This window comes from Kineococcus rhizosphaerae (assembly GCF_003002055.1).
Classification (GTDB): Bacteria; Actinomycetota; Actinomycetes; order Actinomycetales; family Kineococcaceae; genus Kineococcus; species Kineococcus rhizosphaerae.
Genome location: NZ_PVZF01000002.1, coordinates 13,498 through 33,590, shown reverse-complemented (window position 1 = coordinate 33,590; position 20,093 = coordinate 13,498). Strand labels below are relative to the sequence as shown.

Annotated in this window: 18 protein-coding genes, 1 tRNA gene and 1 riboswitch; of the genes, 9 read left to right on the top strand and 10 right to left on the bottom strand. The window is 74.6% G+C overall.

Annotated elements, in window-relative coordinates; all coding sequences use genetic code 11:
* The first annotated feature begins 37 nt into the window (after positions 1-37).
* On the top strand, positions 38-889 hold the full coding sequence (locus tag CLV37_RS04450; protein ID WP_106207584.1) for an acyl-CoA thioesterase: 852 nt from the start codon (positions 38-40) through the stop codon (positions 887-889).
* Between the two features lie 34 nt (positions 890-923).
* Positions 924-2,105, top strand: a complete 1,182-nt coding sequence (locus tag CLV37_RS04445; protein WP_146149294.1) for an acyl-CoA dehydrogenase family protein — start codon at positions 924-926, stop codon at positions 2,103-2,105.
* 93 nt (positions 2,106-2,198) lie between these two features.
* Here CLV37_RS04445 and ettA read toward each other — a convergent pair whose 3' ends face one another.
* Entirely contained in the window at positions 2,199-3,881 is a 1,683-nt protein-coding gene (ettA, locus tag CLV37_RS04440; RefSeq protein ID WP_106207579.1) for an energy-dependent translational throttle protein EttA, read from the bottom strand.
* A gap of 117 nt (positions 3,882-3,998) precedes the next feature.
* Here ettA and CLV37_RS04435 point away from each other — a divergent pair.
* The 4 genes from CLV37_RS04435 (at position 3,999) to CLV37_RS04420 (ending at position 6,673) form a co-directional block, all read left to right on the top strand.
* Positions 3,999-4,071, top strand: a tRNA-Arg gene (locus tag CLV37_RS04435).
* Between the two features lie 32 nt (positions 4,072-4,103).
* Positions 4,104-4,946 carry an alpha/beta fold hydrolase gene (locus CLV37_RS04430; protein ID WP_106207577.1) on the top strand — a complete coding sequence of 281 codons (843 nt, stop codon included), beginning with the start codon at positions 4,104-4,106 and terminating at the stop codon, positions 4,944-4,946.
* Positions 4,947-4,956: 10 nt separating this feature from the next.
* The gene (locus CLV37_RS04425) at positions 4,957-5,733 is read left to right on the top strand and encodes an aldo/keto reductase (protein ID WP_211298390.1); all 777 of its coding nucleotides are present in this window, start codon (positions 4,957-4,959) and stop codon (positions 5,731-5,733) included.
* 7 nt (positions 5,734-5,740) lie between these two features.
* Positions 5,741-6,673: a D-2-hydroxyacid dehydrogenase family protein gene (locus CLV37_RS04420; RefSeq protein ID WP_106207575.1), complete on the top strand. Its 933-nt coding sequence runs from the start codon at positions 5,741-5,743 to the stop codon at positions 6,671-6,673.
* A gap of 3 nt (positions 6,674-6,676) precedes the next feature.
* Here the strand turns inward: CLV37_RS04420 and CLV37_RS04415 are convergent, their stop codons facing one another.
* The 4 genes from CLV37_RS04415 to CLV37_RS04400 all read right to left on the bottom strand — a co-directional run bounded on the left by CLV37_RS04415 (position 6,677) and on the right by CLV37_RS04400 (position 11,411).
* Entirely contained in the window at positions 6,677-6,892 is a 216-nt protein-coding gene (locus CLV37_RS04415; RefSeq protein ID WP_106207573.1) for an RNA-binding S4 domain-containing protein, read from the bottom strand.
* A complete protein-coding gene (locus CLV37_RS04410) occupies positions 6,889-7,263 on the bottom strand; it encodes a hypothetical protein (protein ID WP_146149293.1) in 375 nt (124 codons plus the stop codon). Before CLV37_RS04410 ends, CLV37_RS04415 begins: the two co-directional genes overlap by 4 nt.
* Before the next feature lie 69 nt (positions 7,264-7,332).
* Complete coding sequence (locus CLV37_RS04405; RefSeq protein ID WP_106207569.1) at positions 7,333-10,815, bottom strand: ATP-binding cassette domain-containing protein; 3,483 nt, start codon at positions 10,813-10,815, stop codon at positions 7,333-7,335.
* Positions 10,816-10,913: 98 nt separating this feature from the next.
* Complete coding sequence (locus CLV37_RS04400) at positions 10,914-11,411, bottom strand: HNH endonuclease (RefSeq protein WP_106207567.1); 498 nt, start codon at positions 11,409-11,411, stop codon at positions 10,914-10,916.
* Between the two features lie 1,009 nt (positions 11,412-12,420).
* Between CLV37_RS04400 and CLV37_RS04395 the strand changes: the two genes are divergently transcribed.
* Together CLV37_RS04395 and CLV37_RS04390 are read left to right on the top strand one after the other, a co-directional pair.
* Positions 12,421-12,681, top strand: coding sequence for a type II toxin-antitoxin system VapB family antitoxin (locus tag CLV37_RS04395; protein ID WP_106207565.1), 261 nt, complete (start codon positions 12,421-12,423; stop codon positions 12,679-12,681).
* Entirely contained in the window at positions 12,678-13,094 is a 417-nt protein-coding gene (locus CLV37_RS04390; RefSeq protein WP_106207561.1) for a PIN domain-containing protein, read from the top strand. Before CLV37_RS04395 ends, CLV37_RS04390 begins: the two co-directional genes overlap by 4 nt.
* Before the next feature lie 268 nt (positions 13,095-13,362).
* Here CLV37_RS04390 and CLV37_RS28790 read toward each other — a convergent pair whose 3' ends face one another.
* Positions 13,363-14,241, bottom strand: coding sequence for a C40 family peptidase (locus CLV37_RS28790; RefSeq protein WP_106207559.1), 879 nt, complete (start codon positions 14,239-14,241; stop codon positions 13,363-13,365).
* Positions 14,242-14,243: 2 nt separating this feature from the next.
* Positions 14,244-14,406, bottom strand: a riboswitch (cyclic di-AMP (ydaO/yuaA leader).
* 321 nt (positions 14,407-14,727) lie between these two features.
* A complete protein-coding gene (locus CLV37_RS04380; protein ID WP_106207557.1) occupies positions 14,728-15,411 on the bottom strand; it encodes an iron-dependent transcriptional repressor DtxR in 684 nt (227 codons plus the stop codon).
* 142 nt (positions 15,412-15,553) lie between these two features.
* On the opposite strand from CLV37_RS04380, the gene CLV37_RS04375 reads away from it, so the two are divergent.
* Complete coding sequence (locus tag CLV37_RS04375; protein WP_106207555.1) at positions 15,554-16,924, top strand: cryptochrome/photolyase family protein; 1,371 nt, start codon at positions 15,554-15,556, stop codon at positions 16,922-16,924.
* Between the two features lie 40 nt (positions 16,925-16,964).
* On the opposite strand, the gene CLV37_RS04370 is transcribed toward CLV37_RS04375, so the two are convergent.
* From CLV37_RS04370 to CLV37_RS04360, 3 genes are all read right to left on the bottom strand, one after another.
* Positions 16,965-18,113, bottom strand: a complete 1,149-nt coding sequence (locus CLV37_RS04370; RefSeq protein ID WP_106207553.1) for a flotillin family protein — start codon at positions 18,111-18,113, stop codon at positions 16,965-16,967.
* Between the two features lies 1 nt (position 18,114).
* Positions 18,115-18,360: a hypothetical protein gene (locus CLV37_RS04365; RefSeq protein ID WP_106207551.1), complete on the bottom strand. Its 246-nt coding sequence runs from the start codon at positions 18,358-18,360 to the stop codon at positions 18,115-18,117.
* A 239-nt stretch (positions 18,361-18,599) separates the two neighbouring features.
* Entirely contained in the window at positions 18,600-19,886 is a 1,287-nt protein-coding gene (locus CLV37_RS04360) for an MFS transporter (RefSeq protein WP_106207549.1), read from the bottom strand.
* Between the last annotated feature and the right edge of the window lie 207 nt (positions 19,887-20,093).

Sequence of the window (20,093 nt, the reverse complement as noted above, 5' to 3'; positions counted from 1 at the left end):
GCTCGGCGCGTCCCTCGCTCGGTACGGTGCGGACGTGATGGTCTCGCCCCTGCTCGACGTCCTGGACGTGCAACCGGCCGCCGACGCGCTCGACGTGTTCACCGGGCCGAACCTGCCCCACTGGCGGGCCCGGCTGTTCGGGGGCCAGGTGCTGGGGCAGGTCGCGGTCGCCGCCGGGCGCACCGTCGCCGAGGACCGCGCCCTGCACTCCCTGCACGCCTACTTCCTGCGCCCGGGCGACCCGCAGGTGCCCGTCGCGTTCGCCGTCGAGCGGTTGCGCGACGGCCGCTCGTTCTCGGCCCGCCGCGTGCAGGCCACCCAGAACGGCGTGCCCATCCTGTCCGGCATCGTCTCCTTCCAGACCCCCGCCGACGGCCTGGACCACGCCGAACCGGCCCCCGACGTCCCCGACCCCGAGGAGCTGCGCAGCGACCTGGAGGTGCTGGACGCCTCCGAGCACCCGATGGCCCGTCAGATGGGCCGGGGCCGGCACGTCGAGGTGCGCCACGTCGAGCCGACCGTGTACACCGACCCCGACCCTGGACGCCCTGCGCGGCAGTCGGTCTGGGTGCGCCTGGAGGGTGCGCTGCCGGGACCGGACCTGCTGCACCGCGCGGCGCTGGCCTACGCCAGTGACCTGAGCATCCTCGAACCGGTCCTGCGCCGCGGCGGGCTGGCGTGGGCGACGCCGGGGATGAGCGTGGCGAGCCTGGACCACGCGATGTGGTGGCACCGCCCGGCCCGCGCCGACGACTGGGTCCTGTACGTCACCGAGAGCCCGAACGCCTCGGGGGCGCGGGGGCTGGCGACGGGCCGGATGTACGACCGGGACCGCCGGCTCGTCGCGACCGTGGCGCAGGAGGGCATGGTCCGCGTCCCCCGGAGCTGACGGGCCCGCCGCGCCCGTGTGGCACCGTGTCCCGGTGCCTGCGACCACGAACGACCCGACGATGGACGAGAAGACCTTCGAGGACCTCCTCGCGCGGGTGCGGGCCGGGGCCGCGCAGCGCGAACGGGACCGGGAGCTGCCCACGGCGCTGGTCCGGGAACTGGCCGCGGCGGGTTTCCCCAACGCCCACGTCCCGGCCTCGGCCGGCGGTGAGGGCGCCGACCTGGAGACGCTGTTCGACCGGTTGATCCGGCTCGCGCGCGCGGACGCGAACGTCGCGCACGTCTTCCGCGGGCACCTGGCGTTCGTGGAGAAGCAGTACTTCGAGCCCGACCCGGCGGTGCGCGAGGCGTGGTGGGCCCGGGTGCTGGCCGGCGACCTCGTCGGCAACGCCGTCTCGGAGGCCTCGGCCACCTCGGACCTGTCGACCGTCCTGCGCGAGACCGACGCCGGGCTGCGGCTGGACGGCCGCAAGTTCTACACGACCGGGTCGATCTACGCGGACTGGATCGACACCTCCGCCGCCTTCGGCGACGTCAGCGTGCAGGTGTTCGTCCCGACCAGGGCGCCCGGGGTCGAGGTCGTCGACGACTGGAAGGGGTTCGGTCAGCGGCTGACCGGCAGCGGCACCACGACGTTCACCGACGTCGCGGTCGAGCCCGGCCACGTGCGGACCATCGACCCCGACGACGACCTGCAGACGTACGCGCTGGGGTTCTTCCAGAACGTGCTGCTGGCCGTGGTGGCCGGCATCGGGTTCGCGGCCCTGGACGACACCGTCGAGTACGTGCGCGGCCGGCGGCGGATCTTCGGGTACGCCGGGGAGGCGCTACCGCGCGAGCACCACCTGGTCCAGGCCGAGGTGGGTGCCCTCTCGAGCGCGGCCTCGGCGGCCCGGGCGATCGTGCTGCAGGCCGCGCGGACCCTCGACGCGGCGCTGCACGCGCACCTGCGCGGGGACTCCTCGCTGCTGGCGGGCGCGCAGCTGGAGGTGTACCGGGCCCAGCAGGTCGTGCTGCCCCTGGTCGTCGACGCGACGGCCCGGTTGTTCGAGGTGGGCGGCGCCTCGGCCGTCGACGTGGACCTCGGCCTGGACCGGCACTGGCGCAACGCCCGCACCATCGCCACCCACAACCCGGCGATCCACCGCCGCCGCGCGATCGGCGACTTCGAGCTCAACGGGACGACGACCCGGCGCTACCTGCCTGCCGGCTGAGGGGACCGGTTTCGGCACGTTGACTCCCCGGTCCCTTTGAACGGGACCGGGGATGGAGCCAGCGCGCAGCGCTGGACAACGTGCCGCAACGGCTCAGTCGCGGGTGAGCTTGCGGTACGTCACGCGGTGCGGACGGGCGGCGTCCGGGCCGAGGCGGGCGACCTTGTTCTCCTCGTAGCCGGCGAAGTTGCCCTCGAACCAGTACCAGTTCGCCGGGTTCTCCTCGGTGCCCTCGTAGGCCAGGATGTGGGTCGCGACGCGGTCGAGGAACCACCGGTCGTGGCTGACGACGACGGCGCAGCCGGGGAACTCCAGCAGGGCGTTCTCCAGCGACCCGAGGGTCTCGACGTCGAGGTCGTTCGTGGGCTCGTCCAGGAGCAGGACGTTGCCGCCCTCCTTGAGCGTCAGCGCCAGGTTGAGGCGGTTGCGCTCACCACCGGACAGCACGCCCGCGGGCTTCTGCTGGTCCGGGCCCTTGAACCCGAACGCCGAGACGTAGGCGCGCGAGGGCATCTCCTGGTTGCCGACCTGGATGTAGTCCAGGCCGTCGGAGACGGTCTCCCACAGCGTCTTGCCCTGGTCCAGGCCGCCGCGGGACTGGTCGACGTAGGACAGCTTGACCGTCTCGCCGATCTTCAGCTCGCCGCCGTCGAGCTGCTCCAGGCCGACGATCGTCTTGAACAGCGTCGTCTTGCCGACGCCGTTGGGGCCGATGACGCCGACGATGCCGTTGCGCGGCAGGGAGAACGAAAGACCGTCGATGAGGGTGCGGTCGCCGAAGGACTTCTTGAGGTCCTTGGCCTCGATGACGACCGAGCCCAGGCGCGGACCGGCCGGGATCTGGATCTCCTCGAAGTCGAGCTTGCGCGTGCGCTCGGCCTCGGCGGCCATCTCCTCGTAGCGGGCCAGGCGCGCCTTGGACTTGGTCTGGCGGCCCTTGGCGTTGGACCGGACCCACTCGAGCTCCTCCTTGAGGCGCTTCTCGAGCTTCTGGTCCTTCTTGCCCTGCACCGACAGGCGCGCGGCCTTCTTCTCCAGGTAGGTGGAGTAGTTGCCCTCGTAGGGGTAGGCGCGGCCGCGGTCGAGCTCGAGGATCCACTGCGCGACGTTGTCGAGGAAGTAGCGGTCGTGGGTGACGGCCAGGACGGCGCCGGCGTACTTGGCCAGGTGCTGCTCCAGCCACGTGACGGACTCGGCGTCGAGGTGGTTGGTGGGCTCGTCCAGCAGCAGCAGGTCGGGCGCCTCCAGCAGCAGCTTGCACAGCGCCACGCGGCGCTTCTCCCCGCCGGACAGGACCGAGACGTCGGCGTCGCCGGGCGGGCAGCGCAGGGCGTCCATGGCCTGCTCGAGCTGGGAGTCCATGTCCCACGCGTTGGCGTGGTCGAGCTCCTCCTGCAGGGTGCCCATCTCGGCCATGAGGGCGTCGAAGTCGGCGTCGGGGTCCTCGAACAGGCCGGTGATCTCGTTGTAGCGGTCCATCTTGACCTTGAGCTCACCGAGGCCGTCCTGGACGTTCTGCAGGACGGTCTTGGTCTCGTCGAGGGCCGGCTCCTGCATGAGGATGCCGACGCTGTAGCCCGGCGAGAGGCGGGCCTCACCGTTGGAGGGCTGGTCCAGCCCCGCCATGATCTTCAGGACGCTGGACTTGCCCGCGCCGTTGGGGCCGACGACGCCGATCTTGGCGCCGGGGAAGAACGACATGGAGACGTCGTCGAGGATGACCTTGTCCCCGTGCGCCTTGCGAGCCTTGGACATCACGTAGATGAATTCCGCCACGCAGGGAGCCTAGTCGAGGTGCCCCCGGACCCCGCCAATCCGCGGTGAGCACCCCGCGGCGCGCGCCCGGACGCCCCGCGCTCGCTAGGCTGGGCCGCGTCGGCTCCGGCCGGCCCTGCGCTCGTAGCTCAACGGATAGAGCGACCGGCTTCTACCCGGTTGGTTGGGGGTTCGAATCCCTCCGAGCGCGCCCCCGGCCCTCCCCGGCCGCAGGCTGGGTCCGTGCGCAGCTTCGCCCGGGACGGCCTGACGTTCTCCGTGCTCGACGACGGCCCGCCCGACGGTGACGTGGTGGTGTGCCTGCACGGCTTCCCGCAGGGACCGGAGGCGTACGCGGCCGTGACCCCGCTGCTGACCGCGCGGGGCCTGCGCGTGCTGGTCCCCGAGCAGCGCGGCTACTGCCCCACCGCCCGTCCCCCGCACCGCCGCGACCACGCCCTGGGCGAGCTGGTCGCCGACGTGCTGGCGCTGCTGGACGCGGCCGGGGTGCGGCGCGCGCACCTCGTGGGCCACGACTGGGGCGGGGTCGTGGCGTGGGCGTTCGCGGCCCGCCACCCCGGGCGCCTGGTGTCCCTGACGGTGCTCTCGCAGGCGCACCCGGCGGCGTTCGGCGCGGCGATGACCCGCTCGACGCAGCCGCTGCGCTCGGCCTACCTGGGGTTCTTCCTGCTGCCGCGGCTGCCCGAGCGCGTGCTGCTGGCCCGCCGCGGGGCCGTGCTGTCGCAGGCGTTGCGGCGCAGCGGGCTGCCCGCGGCGCTGGCCGACGGGTACGCCCGGCGTCACCTCGCCCCGGGCAGCCTCACCGGCGCCCTGGCCTGGTACCGGGCCCTGCCCCTGGCCGGTCCCGTGGGCCCCGTCACCGTCCCCGTGACGTACCTGCGGGGCCTGCGCGACCCGTTCTACTCGGCCACCGCCGTCGCGCGGACCGCCGGGCTGGTCCGCGGCCCGTACCGGCGCGTCGACCTCGACACGGGTCACTGGATCCCCGAGCTGGCCCCCGGGGCGGTGGCCGACGCGGTGGGTGAGGCGGTGCTGGCGGCTGCGGGCCGCGACGGGCGGCCGTAGCGTCGTGCGGGTGAGCACCCTGACGACCCCCGTCCGCGCCCGCGACGGGGTCCTCGACCTGCCCCTGGTGGGCCTGGGCACGTACGGCCTGCGCGGCGAGGCCGGCTACCGCTCGCTGCGCAGCGCCCTGGAGGCCGGCTACCGCCTGCTGGACACCGCGACGATGTACGAGAACGAGGACGAGGTCGGCCGCGCGGTCGCCGACTCCGGGCTCGACGACGTGCGGATCACGACCAAGCTGCGCCAGCAGGACGCCGGGCGCGAGCAGGAGTTCTGCGACAGGAGCCTGCGGCTGCTGCGCGTGGACGTCCTGGACCTGTGGCTCGTCCACTGGCCGCCGGGCGGGCAGGCCCGCCCGGACGTGTGGGAGCAGCTCGTCGCCGCGCAGGCCGCCGGCCGCGTCCGGGCGGTCGGGGTGAGCAACTACTCCCTGGACCAGCTGGACGAGCTGACCGCCGCCACCGGTGTCACCCCCGCCGTCAACCAGGTGAGGTGGGGTCCGGCGCTGTTCGACGCGGCGTTCCTGGAGGGCCACCGGCAGCGCGGTGTCGTGCTGGAGGGCTACTCGCCGTTCAAGGCGACCCCGCTCGACGCCCCCGTCCTGACGGGGATCGCCCGGGCGCACGGCGTCAGCGCCGAGCAGGTCGTCATCCGCTGGCACGTCCAGCACGGGGTGATCGCCATCCCGAAGTCCGGCGACCCGGGCCGGCAGGCGCGCAACCGCGACGTCGACGGCTTCGCCCTGTCCGCCGAGGAGATGTCCGCGCTCGACGGGCTGGGCCGGTGAGCGGCGCGTGAGGGTCGCCGTCCTCGACGACTACCAGCGCGTCGCGCACCGCTGCGCGGACTGGTCCGGTCTCGACGTCGACTTCGTCCACGAGCACCTGGCACCGGAGGCGCTGCGGGACAGGCTGTCCGGCGTGGAGGTGGTCGTCGCGATGCGCGAGCGGACGGCGTTCGGCGCGGCGGAGTTCGCCGGCCTGCCGGACCTGCGGCTGCTCGTGACGACGGGGACGGCGAACGCCGCGATCGACCTGGACGCCGCCCGCGGGCACGGTGTCGTGGTCTGCGGCACGCGGATGGTGGGCAACCCCACCGCCGAGCTGACCTTCGGGCTGCTGCTCGCGCTGGTGCGGCGGATCCCGGCCGAGGACGCGGCCCTGCGCGCCGGGCGCTGGCAGACCGGGCTGGGGCTGACGCTGGAGGGCCTGACCTTCGGCACGATCGGCCTCGGGCGGCTGGGGGCGAAGGTCGCCGGCATCGCGCAGGCGTTCGGGATGCGCGTGCTGGCGTGGTCGCAGCACCTCGACCCCGCGCACGCCCGCGACCTCGGCGTCGACCCCGTCGGGAAGGACGACCTGCTGCGCCGCAGCGACGTCGTCTCGATCCACACCCGGCTGTCCGAGCGGACCCGGGGGCTGATCGGCGCGCGCGAACTGGCCCTGTGCAAACCCACCGCGTTCCTGCTGAACACCTCGCGCGGGCCGATCGTCGACACCGACGCCCTGGTGGCGGCGCTGCACGCCGGGACGATCGCCGGCGCGGGCCTCGACGTGTTCGACGTCGAGCCGCTGCCCGCCGGCCACCCGCTGCGCAGCGCCCCGCGCACCGTCCTGACCCCGCACCTGGGGTACGTCACCGAACCGTCCTACGAGCGCATGTACGCCGACGCCGTCGAGGACGTGACCGCCTGGGCCGCAGGCGATCCCGTGCGGGTACTCACGTGAGGGTCAGTTGACCAGGACCCGCCAGGACCCCTCCCCCAGCGCCACGACGTCCCCGTCGGAGAGCTGACGCCCCCGGCGGTCCTCGGGTTCGGAGTTGACCGTGACCTCCCCGGCCTGCAGCACCTCGCGGGCCTGGCCCCCGGAGTCGACGGCACCGGCCAGCTTGAGGAACTGCCCCAGCCGGACGGTACCGTCGACCTCGACGTCGACCGTGCTCACTCCTCGACCGCCAGCGCGCCCAGCACGCCGGCGACGCGGTCGGCCTCGGCCCGGGTCAGCCGTTCGGGCACCAGCACCTCCACGCGGGTGCCGTCGGCCAGCGGGATCGTGTGCATGAGCATGCTCCGTCCCCCCGGGACCTCCGACGCCTCGGCCACCTCGACGTCGGCCACCTCGACGTCGGCGACCTCGGCCTCCTCGGGCGCCTGCGCCGGTCCCGTCGCCGCGCCGAAGAACGACCGCAACCGGTCGATGCCCTGCTCGGCGAGCCGCTCGGCCTGCGGGTCCAGCCGCCCTTGCGCCAGCAGCTTGCGCAGCACGGAGTCGACCGACTCGCCCTGCCACCTGTTCTCGTCCCTGCCCTGTGTCATGGGCCAAGCCTGGCACCCGCGACGCCGGGCCGCGTCCGCCCCCGGTCGCACCCCGCCGGGCCGGAGGGACTACCCCGCCAGGTGCCCCCAGTCCGCCTCGAGCTCCTTCCACGGCCCGACCGCGGCGACCCGGCCGTCGGTCAGGACGACGACCCGGTCGGCGGCCAGCAGTGCCGAGCGCTTCGAGCTGGACCCGATGACCGTGGTCCCGCGGTCGCGCAGCGACTCCCACAGCTCCAGCTCCGTGCGCGCGTCGAGCGCGGAGGACACGTCGTCGGCCACCAGCAGGTCCGCCCCGGTGGCCAGGGCCCGTGCCAGGGCCAGGCGCTGGACCTGGCCGCCGGACAAACGCACCCCGCGGTGCCCGACGAGCGCGTCGTGCCCGCCGGCGTCGGCGACGTCCCGTTCGAGCCGGGCGTCGCGCACCGCGAACCCGGCCAGCGCCCGGGCGTGGGCGTGGTCGAGGGCGACGTTGTCGGCGAACGAGCCGGACAGCACCCGGGGCACCTGGGCCACGTAGCTGACCTGGCCCGGGCGCAGGAACGTCTGCGGGTCGGCGACGTCGGACCCGTTCCAGCGCACCGTCCCCTCGTGGTCGACGAGCCCCGCCAGCGCCGCCAGCAACGACGACTTGCCCGACCCGACGCGGCCGGTGAGCAGGACCAGCTCGCCCGCCTCGACCTCCAGGTCGACGTCCTCGACGCCGACGGTGCCGTCGTCGTGCACGGCACTGAACCCCGTGACACTGAAGCGGCGCAACCCCTGCTTGGGCGGCAGCGGCGGGGCGGGCGCGGTGCCGCGGACGAGGTCGACGCCGGCCGGCACCCGCACGACGTCCTCGGTGCCCGCGAGCGCCGTGACCGCCGACAGCCAGGTGCGGGCGACGGGGGCCTCGGTGATGACGGCCCCGGCGACGGTGCCGTAGTAGGAGGCGCCGGCGACGGCGGTGGACACGAGCAGGGCGTCGGCCAGCGTCCACCAGCCGGCCAGGTGCAGGGCCCAGGTCGCGACGACCCCGGTCTGCACGAGGACGCCGGGCACGCCCTCGAGCAGGGCCCGGACCCGGAACTCCGCGACGGAGGCGCGCACACGGCGCTCGTCGACGCGGGCCAGGTGGGTGAGGACGTCACCGACGGCGGCGGCGAGCTTGACGGTGCGGGCGGCGTCGACGGCCGAGCCGAGGTCGCGGCCGAACACGGCGCGCGCGTCCCCGGCGGTCCGGCCCCGGCGCCCGGAGACGGGGGCCCCGGCGACGGACACGGCGGCGGAGCCGACCATGACGGCGGCCACGACGGCACCGGCGGTCAGGTCGCGCGCGACGAGGGCCGTGACGGTGGCGACGAAGACCCCGATGACGACGTCGACGCAGCGGTCGGCGTAGAGGACGAACCGCTCGGAGTCCAGGCAGCGGGCGGCGACCTCCCCGGCGGGGACGCGGGCGAGGCGGTGCTGACGGGTCTGCCCGCGCAGGACGGCCAGGCGGGTGCCGAGGGTGACGGCGTTCCACCACAGCGGGTAGACGCGCAGGGCGACGGACAGGACGTACGGGATGGCCAGCAGCTCCACGACGAGGGCCGTGACGGGCAGCCACGCGTCGGTGAGGGTGCCGCCGTCGCGCAGGGTCTGGACGACCAGGCCCCACAGCCAGCCGACGACGACGCCGTAGATCCCGATGACGGAGACGAGGGCGAACAGCCCCGCGCCGAGCATCCCCCAGGCCTTGTGCCGGGTCAGCGCCGTGCGCACGGCGCGGGCGAGCCGGGCCGGGGGCGGGGCCGGGTCGGGGTCGCGGGGCCGGCGGGGCCGGGCCACGAGCACGTCCTGGTGCGGCACGTCGAGGCCCGGGCCGTCGTCGTCGTGACCGCTGGCGCGCAGCAGGTCGGCGAACGGGCCGGGGGCGCTCGCGAGCTCGGCGCGGGGTCCGTGCTGCAGGAGCCGTCCGCCGTCGAGGACCGCGACGGTGTCGGCGCGGGCGGTGGTCGAGAGGCGGTGGGCGATGAGCAGGCCGGTGCGCCCGGTGAGCAGGCGCTGCGCGGCGGTGGTGACGAGGTGCTCGGTGACGGGGTCCATGCGCGCGGTCGCCTCGTCGAGGACGACGACGCGCACGTCGCGCACGAGGAGGCGGGCGAAGGCCACGAGCTGCTCCTCCCCGGCCGACAGGGTGGTGCCGCCGGGCCCGAGGCGGGTCTGCAGGCCGTCGGGCAGGGCGTCGACCCACTCGCGCAGGCCGAGCGTGGCGACGGCGAGGTCGACCCGGGCGGCGGGGACGTCGGCGTCGAGGGTGATGTTCTGCCGCAGCGTGCCGGTGAGGATCTCGGTGCGCTGGGTGACGACGCCGACGGTGCGGCGCAGGTCGGCGAGGTCGAGGTCGGTGACGTCGGTCCCGCCGAGGAACAGCGCCCCGCGGGGCACCTCGAGGGCGCGGGAGAGCAGCGCCGCCAGGGTCGACTTGCCGGACCCGCTGCGCCCGACGAGGGCGCAGGTCGTGCCGGCGGGCACGGTGAACGTGACGGCGTCGAGGCGGAAGCCGTCCTCGTCGGGGTCCCCGTGGTGGAAGGTGAGGTCGCGGAACTGCACGCCGAGCGGTCCGTCGGGGACCGGTTCTCCTCCGGCGGGTTCGGCCGGGGCCGCCAGCAGCGAGCGGATGCGCTGCACCGCACCGAGTCCGGCCTGGACCTCGGGCAGGCGCTCGCTGATCTCGGTCACGTCCCCGGCGAAGCCGGAGCACAGCAGCCAGACGGTGACCAGGACCGCGACGGACATCCGGCCCTCGCCGACGAGCCAGACCCCGCCGACGACGACCGCCGAGCACAGCAGGGCGAGGACGACGATGGTGCGCCGGGCGACGGCCGCGGAGACGGTGGTGGTGGCGCGCACGCGGTCGAGGACCTCGGCGGCCAGGGCGGCGTAGCGGCGCACGACGTGCGGCTGGCCGAGGCTGGAGCGGACGTCGTCGCGGCCGGCGACGGCCTCCTCCAGCTGGGCGGCGTGGTCGGTCCAGGCGACCTCCTCGGCGACCTTGCGGCGCACGAGGACGGCGGTGAGGCGGCGCACGGTGAGCCAGACGACGGCGGCGACGACGGGGAACGCGATCCAGGCGGGCCACCAGACGAGCCCGGCGACGACCCAGCCGAGCAGGCACCGCAGGGTGCCGCGGCCCAGCTGCCACACGGCGTCGCGCACGAGGGTGGCGAGCTGGCGCGGGTCGTCGTCGACGCGGTCGATGACCTCCCCGACGGCCTGCTCGCCGAGGACGGGCAGGGGCTGGGCGAAGGCCGCGGCGAGCAGGTCGGTGCGCAGCGCACCCTCGGCGCGGCCGACGGCGGTGGCCAGGGCGACGCGCCCGAGGGTGTCGAGGGCGCTGGCCCCCACGATGAGGACGGCCAGGACGAGCAGGAGCCCGGCCCCGGGGGCCTGCGCGAGCCGGCCGACGACGACGGCGCCGAGGGTCTCCCCCACGGCGGCCAGCACCCCGAGGACGAGCGCACCCGTCGCGACGGGGCCGGCGAGACGGCGCAGGGACAGGGTCGGCCGGACGGCCGGGCTCGTCACGGGTCCTCCTGGGACGGCGGGAACCGCGGCGGTGTGCCGCGGCTCCCGTCGACGCTAGCGAGGCGGACCGGTGCGGTGCCCCCGGTTTTCGGGCGCGCTCAGGCGGCGGTGGCGAGGAACTCGTCCCAGCGCGGGTCGGGCTGCTCGGCCCCCCGCACGGCCCAGGACGCCCCGCGGGGGGCGGCGGGACGGAACGGCAGGTGCCAGCCCATCTCCTCCGGCGTCCGGTCGCCCTTGGCGTTGTTGCAGCGCACGCACGCCGCGACGAGGTTCTCCCACGTGTCCGGGCCCCGGCGGCTGCGGGGCAGGACGTGGTCGATGGTCGTGGCGTGGCCGCGGCAGTAGGCGCACCGCTGGTGGTCGCGGCGCAGGACCCCGCGCCGGCTCACCGGGACGACCTGTCCGCGCGGGACGCGGACGTAGCGGGTGAGGAGGATGACGGAGGGCCGTTCCAGGCTCACCGTGGCGCCCACGACGGGGTCCTCGGCGTCGGCCAGGACCACCGACGCCTTCCCGTTCAGCACCAGGACCAGGGCCCTGCGGAAGGACACCACCGCGAGGGGTTCGTAGCCGGCGTTCAGCACGAGCGTGCGCACATCCACCTCCTGAGACGACAAGAGGCGCCTTCCCCGACGGGAGAGGCGCCTCTGAGAGCGACGACGGTCACATGGTGGTGGTGCACGCGGTGGTGCCCCACTCCCTGCGCAGCGAACTGGCCGTGGGGTATCGCTGTCCCCCGTCCGGGGGTCGCGCCGATCGGACTCGTGGTCATCGGCCCTCCCGCTCCGTGCGTCCGGTCGCTGGTGTCGTCCTTGGAGGGAGGGTACGTCGCGCGAGGTGCGTGAGTCAGCAACTTTCCCGTGAATCTCCGGGGCGGGGGCGAGGTTCCCCGGCGGCGGGACGCACCGGCTCCCGTTCCGGGAGGTCCCGGTCGTGGACGTCCCGCCGGGAGGGCCCTCCCGGCGGGTGGTGTGCTCGACGACGGCGCGGTCTCGCCGAGGAGCGGTCGATCACCTGGCGTCGCCTGAGCCAACTGTCCGGACGAACGGTCGTGCCACCCTGCTGCCGGTCGACCCGCCTGACGCGCGCCTTCGACATCCCGGGCTGAAGGGGCGTGTGCCAGAAGATCTCCGGCAGGCTCAGACCCCGCCGCTGCTCCCGCACACCCACGTGTTGCGCCCCATCGACCGCAGCGCCGCGGCCTTGCCCTCGACCTCTTCCTCCCGGCCTGCGCGCAGGGTGTCATCGGGACCGCGCGTCGGCGCAGACGCAGCACCGCGCGGGTGGAGAGCGCGATGACCACCAGCACCACCCCGACCAGCACCAGGACAGCCTCGACCGTCATCGGCTCAGCCTCGACGATGCCCGGCGAAGCCACACGATGCGTGCAGACCCGGGAACCACCGACCTCGAGGCCGGCACGAGCACCTGGCGACTTCACGGTCATCCCGCGGTGCGCGGGTGCACGATCATCGCGCTGGTCAGGTCGTGCGCCGGGCACGTCTCACGCCCACCAGCACCCCACGCCCACGGCCAGCGCTGCAGTCACGACCACCCACATGTACATCAGCTACCCTCGACATGTACACACCGAGGAGGTCCGCCATGAGCAAGACACACATCGACATCGACGACGACCTGCTGGCTCAGGTGGCCGCCATCACCGGGACGACCACCAAGCGCGACACCGTCGAAGCCGCCCTGCGCACCACCCTGCGCCAAGAACGTCGCCGCGCTGCCGCCGAACGCCTCATCACCCGCGGTGAGAGCGGCTACTTCGCCCCCCTCCTCCAAGAGCACCCGGAGGCCACCGGTGAGGACACCGAGGCACCGGGCACCGACGGTCGAACGCAAGGCGCTGCGTGAGCTTCCTGCTCGACAAGTCCGCCCACGCCCGCTGGCACCAACCGGTCGTGGCCGCCCGGCTGAACGATCTCCTGCGCGAGGACCTGCTGAGCATCGCCCGACCCAGCGTGCTGGAGATCGGGTTCTCCGCCCGTTCTCCTCAGGACTACCGCGAGGTCATCGCCGACGTCACCGAGGCCATGACCGTCATCGAGGTCAGCACTGAGATCAGCGTCCGCGCACAAGACCTGCAGGAACGTCTCACCCACCAGGGGTGGCACCGGGCACCAGGTCCGGTGGACCTCCTGCTCGCAGCCACGGCCATCGAGCACGAACTGACGCTCCTGCACCTGGACAAGGACTTCGAGCTGATCGCCCGTGTCAGCTCCTTGCGGCAAGAGCGCGTCGTCCCCCGGGAAGCACCCACTGCCTGACCTCGACGAGGCGGCCTTCGATCGACCGGGTCGACGTCACGGTCATCCCGGCGTCCGAGCGGTCGCCGGTGGACGGCCGCGAGGGTCTTTCCCGTGACCGCCCTGTCGTGCACGAGCGGTCACGGGCGGTCGGGCACCCGGAGCGTCCTCCCGGGGCCGACTCCGCCCACGGCCCCGTCGACGAGTCGGCACGCCCCCGCGGAACGCACGACCGCCGGCCCCCGGGGAGGAGTCCCCGGGAACCGGCGGTCGGGTGGTGCGGGTGCGCTCAGGCGGTGGGCGCGAGGCGCCCGAAGCTGACGGCGTCGGTCCAGATGGCGCGCAGCTGGACGGGCTTGCCGGTGCGGGGGGCGTCCCACATCATGTTGCCGCCGGCGTAGATGCCGACGTGGTAGGCCCGGCCGGACCCGCTGGAGAAGAAGACGAGGTCGCCGGGGACGGCTGCGCCGCGCGAGATCGTCTGGGCGGCGTTCTTCTGGGCGGCCGCGGTGCGGGGGATGTTCACGCCGATCTGGCGGTAGACGTAGCTCGTGTAGCCGGAGCAGTCGAACCCGGAGGGCGTGGTGCCGCCGTAGACGTAGGGGACACCGGCGTAGTCGTCGGCGACCTCGAGGATCCGCTGGCCGAGGGGGGCGGGAGCGGGCGCCGGGGCCGGGGCGGGCGCCGGAGCCGGGGCCTCCACGGCCACGGGGGCGGCGAGCGCGGCGGGAGCCGGAGCGGACGCGGCGGCGATGGCGCTCTCGTCGACGCTGGAGGCGACGGCGGGGGCGGTGTCGGCCGAGCGCGTGGAGCGCACCAGGACCGGGGCGGCGACCACGGCGGCGACCGGGGCGCTGGCGAAGGTCACGGTCGTGGCCGGGGCGGCGACGGTGGCCGGGGCGGAGACGACACCGGCGGCGGTGCTGCCGAAGGCGGCGGGCACGGCGGTGGTGACCGTGCCGACGCTGGTGTCGACCGCGGCGGGCGCGGCCTGGGGGGCGGCGCCGGCGGGCAGGGCGATCGAGACGAGCAGACCACCGGCCGCGAGCGCCACGGCACCGCTGCGAGCGGCTCCTCCGGCGGTGCGGGCGACGCTGTCCGACAGATCGGTCAGGGGCGTGAGGGGACGGACGGCGGCGCGGTGGCGCGCCTGGACGCGAGTCGTCAAGGTGGTGGCCTCTCCGACGCCTGCGAGGTGAGCTGTCGGGTTCGGGCGGGAGTATCGCCCGGCCGGTTCGCACCGGCTTCACCCCAAGGACTCGACTCGACCGGCTGGTCGGGTCTCGCCCGGGAAACGTGGTTCCCCCACCCCTGCCATGAGCTGTCTCGGGGACCTCGTCGCGGTGGCAGGGCTCGGCGTCCGTGCGAGGGCTACCGCGTGCGTTGACGTGGTGGCGGGTGGACCATAACCCGTTCGCGACCTGGATGTCACGACCCGGTGACGAACAGGTGCCGGGCGTGTGACAGGTGGTCGACAGTGATATACGCACAGTGACGACCAGGCACCGAACGCCGATCTGGGTGAGCGCCGGACGAGCGACGGCCCCCGCACCGGGCGTCACGACCAGCCGGTCGTGGCCCGGCCCGGGGGCCGTGCGGGTGGTGCTGGGGAGATCCTGGTCACACCGTGCTCACGCCGGGACCGTCCACGGGCTCAGCGCGGGGCGACGAAGATGTGCCCGGCCTCGGCCGCCGTGAGGTCGATCACGACGTCGCCGATCGAGACCTCGACCCCCGTCGCCGACGGCTTCGCCACGACCTCGACGCCCGGGACCAGACCGGCCTCGCGGAACCGGACCAGCAGCGGGACGTCGGTCTGCAGGGGCTCGCCCAGCCGGCGCACGACGACCGGCCGGCCCTCGACGTCGGGGGCGGTCAGCGGCTTGACGCCGGAGCGGAAGGCCTCGGAGTCGACGTCCTCCCCCAGTTCCGTCAGCCCAGGGATCGGGTTGCCGTACGGGTCGAAGTGGGGGTGGTCCAGGATCGCCACGAGCCGCTTCTCGACCTCCTCGGACACGACGTGCTCCCAGCGGCACGCCTCCTCGTGCACGAGGCTCCACTCCAGCCCGATGACGTCGGTCAGCAGACGCTCGGTCAGGCGGTGCTTGCGCATGACGCGCATGGCCTTGGTCGTCCCCGCCTCGGTGAGCTCCAGGCGCCGGTCGGTCCCCACGTGCAGGAGGCCGTCGCGCTCCATGCGCGCCACGGTCTGCGAGACCGTGGGGCCGGAGTGGTGCAGCCGCTCGGCGATGCGAGCGCGCATCGGCACGATGCCTTCCTCTTGAAGTTCGAAGACCGTCTTGAGGTACATCTCGGTGGTGTCGATGAGATCGCTCACGGGGCACATCATCCGACATCGCGGGCGGTGGTCGCACCCCTGACCCGCCGCCGCGGGACCCCGCCGGCCGGGCGCCCGCCCCGCGCTGGTGCGAACGGCTCCCGATAGCGGTGCGCACGCACCGCGGATAGCGTCGCCGATCGTGGCGGCGCGCGAGAAGAGCACGAGTGTCCTGTGGTTCCGGCGCGACCTGCGGCTCGGCGACCACCCCGCGCTGCTCGCGGCCGCGGCCGACGGCGACGTCCTCCCCCTGTTCGTCGTCGACCCCGCCCTGTGGGGCCCCTCGGGCGACGTCCGCCGCACCTACCTGCTGCGCTCGCTGCGCGCCCTCGACGCCGACCTGGGCGGTGCGCTCGTGGTCGAGCGCGGTGACCCCGCCGACGTGGTCGCGCGCGCGGCGGCCCGGGTCGGCGCGCGCCGCGTGCACGTCACGGCCGACGCCGGTCCGTACGGCCGCCGCCGCGACGACGCCGTGGAGCAGGCCCTGGCCGGGCACGAGCGCGAACTGGTGCGCACCGGCACCCCCTACGCCATCGGCCCGGGCACGATCCTCAACGGCTCCGGCAAGCCGTTCCAGGTCTTCACCCCCTTCTCGCGCGCGTGGAACGAGCACGGCTGGCCCGCACCGGCCGACGACCCCGGGCGCGTCACCTGGGTCGGCGAGGGCGAGGGCGTCGACGGCGCGCACTGGCCGGCCGAACCCGACCTGGGCGACCTGGAGCTGCCCGAGGCCGGCGAGCGGGCCGCCCACGAGCGGTGGGAGGACTTCCTCGAGCACGCCGTCGCCGGCTACGGCGAGGAGCGGAACCGGCCCGACCACGACGGCACCTCCCAGCTCTCGCACGCGCTGAAGTGGGGCGAGCTGCACCCGCGGACCCTGCTGGCCGGGTTGCGGCGCAAGCGGTCCGCCGGTGCGGACATGTTCCGCACCGAGCTGTGCTGGCGCGACTTCTACGCCGACGTCCTGTGGAACCGGCCCGACACCGCCCGCGAGTACTACAAGCCGCAGCTGGCCGGGCTGCGCTACGCCGAACCCGGTGAGCAGTTCCGCGCCTGGGCCGAGGGCCGCACGGGGTACCCGATCGTCGACGCCGGGATGCGGCAGCTGCGGGCGGTCGGGTGGGTCCACAACCGGGTCCGGATGATCGTGGCCAGCTTCCTCGTCAAGGACCTGCACGTGGAGTGGCAGCACGGCGGGCGCGAGTTCATGCACTGGCTGCGCGACGGCGACCTGGCCAGCAACATGCACGGCTGGCAGTGGGTCGCCGGGTCGGGGACCGACGCCTCGCCGTTCTTCCGGGTCTTCAACCCCGTGACCCAGGGGCAGAAGTTCGACCCCGACGGCGACTACGTCCGCCGCTACGTCCCCGAGCTGCGGCACCTGCCCGGCAAGGTCGCCCACACGCCCTGGGAGGCGGCCGACGGCTACGCGCACGGGTACCCCGAGCGCATCGTCGACCACGCCGAGGAGCGCCGGGTCGCCCTCGACGAGTACGCCCGCGTCAAGGGCTGACCCCTCCCCCGGGCCCAGTGCGAACCCTGACCGGCGCCGGTCAGGGCTCGAGCTGGGCCCGGGGGCGGGCGTCCTCCTCGCGCGCCGGCTCCGGGCCGGACCGTTCGTCGGACCCGAGGTTCTCCAGCACCGCCCGCAGGACCGCCGACCCCTGGCCCGCCAGCTGCGCGACGACCTCGTTCAACCCCGTCGCCCCGTTGAGGACCGTCACGTTCGCGCCCCCCAGGCCCGCACCGGCCGCGCGGACCATCTCGGGCAGCAGCTCGATCAAGCGCTGCTCCAGGGCGATCCGGTCGCTGCTGGCCGCCGCCTCCGCGCGGCGCCGGATCGCGTCGGCCTCCGCCTCGGCGGCGATGCGGACCCGGGCGGCCTCGGCCTCCGCGGGCCGGACGACCTCGGCCGTCAGCTGCTCGCGCCGCAGTTCGGCGTTGCGCCGGGCGACCTCCTGCTGGGCCTCGATGACGGCCTGCTGCGCCCTGGCGTCCGCGAGCGGCCCGGCCGCGGCGGCCTTGCGCTGCTCGGCGTCCACCTCCGCCTGGTACTGCGCCCGGACGATGGCGGTCTGACGGGCGTACTCGGACTGGTTGCGGGCGCTCTCCTGCTCCGCCGCCGCGGCCTGCTGCGCCGCCCGGGCCGCGGCCACCGCCGCGGCCTTGTCGACCTCGGCCTGGTGGGGTTTGGCCAGGGCCGCGATGTACCCGATGTCCTTGTCGTCGATCTGGCTGATCTGCAGGGAGTCGACGACCAGGCCGATCCGGGCCAGCTCGGGCTTGGAGGCGCCGACGATGTTCTCCGCCAGCGCCTGCTGGTCGCGGATGATGCTCTCGACCGTCATGCTGCCGACGATGGAGCGCAGGTGGCCGGAGAAGATGCGGCCCACGAGGGCCGGCATCTGCCGCTGGTCGCGGCGGAACCTGCGGGCCGCCTTGGTGATGCTGTCCGTGTCGTCGCCGACCTTGAAGGCGATGACCGCGCGGACGTGCACCGCCAGCCCCTGGGTCGTGTAGCAGTCCTCGTCGACCTCGGCCTCCTGCATCGCCAGGGTCAGCGTGCTGGCGCGGCGCAGGACCGGCACGACGAACACGCCGTGGCCGGTGACGATGCGGAAGGGGGTCTCCCCGCCGTCGCGCGATCGACGACCGGAGATCAGCAGCGCCTCGTCCGGCTGCGGGATGCGGTACCCGAACACGTCAGTCCTCCTCGGCCGGCGGGGTGCGCGGCGGCACCCGCAACTGGTTGACGGGGTACACCTCGACGGCCCGGTCCCCCCGGCTGGCCGCCACCAGCACGGCCTCGCCGAGCAGCACCTCGCCGTCGCAGTAGGCGATGAAGGTCTCGGTGGCGCCGCGGACCTGCACGGTCACCTCACCCGGCCTGCCGGCCCCGCGGATGCGGACCGTGACCCGTCCCTGACGACCCACCACCTCGCGGTCCACGCGTGCCCCCACTTCGTCCGCTCACGCCGCACAGTACTGCTCCGCCGCGATCCCGGAGGGGATTCGGGGATCGATCCCGGACGTCACCCGGACCGCGGCCGACGAGGGCGGGATCCCCACTGCGGCAACCGGTCGCGCCACCCCTCGGGCGGCGCTCACCCACGGCTCAGGATCCCCACAGCGGACCCGTGACCGGGTCCCAGCAGCGGCGCCCGCGTCCGCCGCGGGCCGTCCCCCGTTCAGGCCGTGGGGTGGCGCGCGTCGTAGCGCAGGAACCCCCGCTGCCGGTTCGCCAGCACCAGGACCCCGGCGACGCACGCCGCGCCCCCCGCCAGCGCCGCGAAGCCCTCGCCGATCCCGTCGGCGGCCGAACCGAGGACGAGGTCGCCGAGCCGGGGCCCGCCGGCCACCACGACGATGAACACGCCCTGCAACCGGCCGCGCAGGGCGTCGGGGGTGGCCACCTGCAGGATGGTCCCGCGGAAGATCGAGCTCACGGCGTCCGCCGCGCCCGAGGCGGCGAGCAGGACGACGCACAGCCACAGCTTCCAGTCCGCCCCGTCGGGGGCGAGCACGAGCACGAGCCCGAAGGCGGCGACGGCCGCGCCGTAGGCGACCACGCACCCGACGACGAAGGCCCCCTGGCGGCGCACCGCCCCCAGCCGGCCGGAGAACAGCCCCGCCAGCACCGAGCCCACGGCGAACCCCGCGCCGAGGATCCCGACCGTCCGGGCCCCGCCGCCGAGCTCGACGGCCCCCAGGGCCGGGTACAGCACGCGCGGCATCGCGAACACCATGGCGCACAGGTCGGCCAGGAACGTCGCCCGGATGTTGGGCCGCGTCCCGAGGAACGCGATGCCCTCCAGGACCGAGCGCAGCCCGGGCCGGCGCACCTCCTCCCCAGCGTCGGGCGGCATGGGGGGCAGGCGCCACACCCCGGCCAGCGCGGCGACGAAGGTCACGGCGTCCACGGTGTAGGCGGCCTGGAAGCCCCACCCGCCGACGAGGAAGCCGGCCAGCAGCGGCCCCACGGTCAGGGCGATGGCGTTGGTCGTGCCGGACAGCGCGTTCGCGGCCGGGAGCAGGTGGCGGGGGACGATCCCGGGGACGATCGCCGAGCGCGCGGGGTTGTTCACCGCGAAGGCGGCGCTCTGCACGGCGACGAGGCCGTAGAGCAGTTCGACGGAGTCCACGTGCCACCAGGCCTGCGCGGCGATGGCCAGGGAGACGACCCACAGGACGACGGAGGCGAGCAGGGCGACGCGGCGGCGGTCGTGGGCGTCGACGAGCGCCCCGCCGTACAGCCCGAGCCCGACGAGGGGCACGAGGGCGAAGACCCCGACGAGCCCGACGGAGAACGTCGAGGAGGTCAGGGCGTAGACCTGCAACCCGACGGTGACGACGGTCAGCTGGGTCCCGATGCCGGCCAGCGACTGCCCGATCCACAACCACCGGAAGGCGGGGACCTCGCGCAGCGGCGTGGTGTCGGCGAGGAACCGTCGCCGGGCGACGGGTGGTGAGGTCACGGGCCTCAGCCTAGGTGGTTGTCCGGGGGAACTTCCCGGCGGCGCTCGCGCGGGCCGGCGGGGACGCAGGAAAGTCCCCGGGCGCTTCCCGCCCGCCGGTGATCACACCGTCGGGGCGGTCCGGTTGGACAGACCGGCGCCCGGGGACCCGGTGACTGCCGTGGATTCGCCGCGCTGCGCGGGGCGACCAGAGCGGTCCGCGTCCTG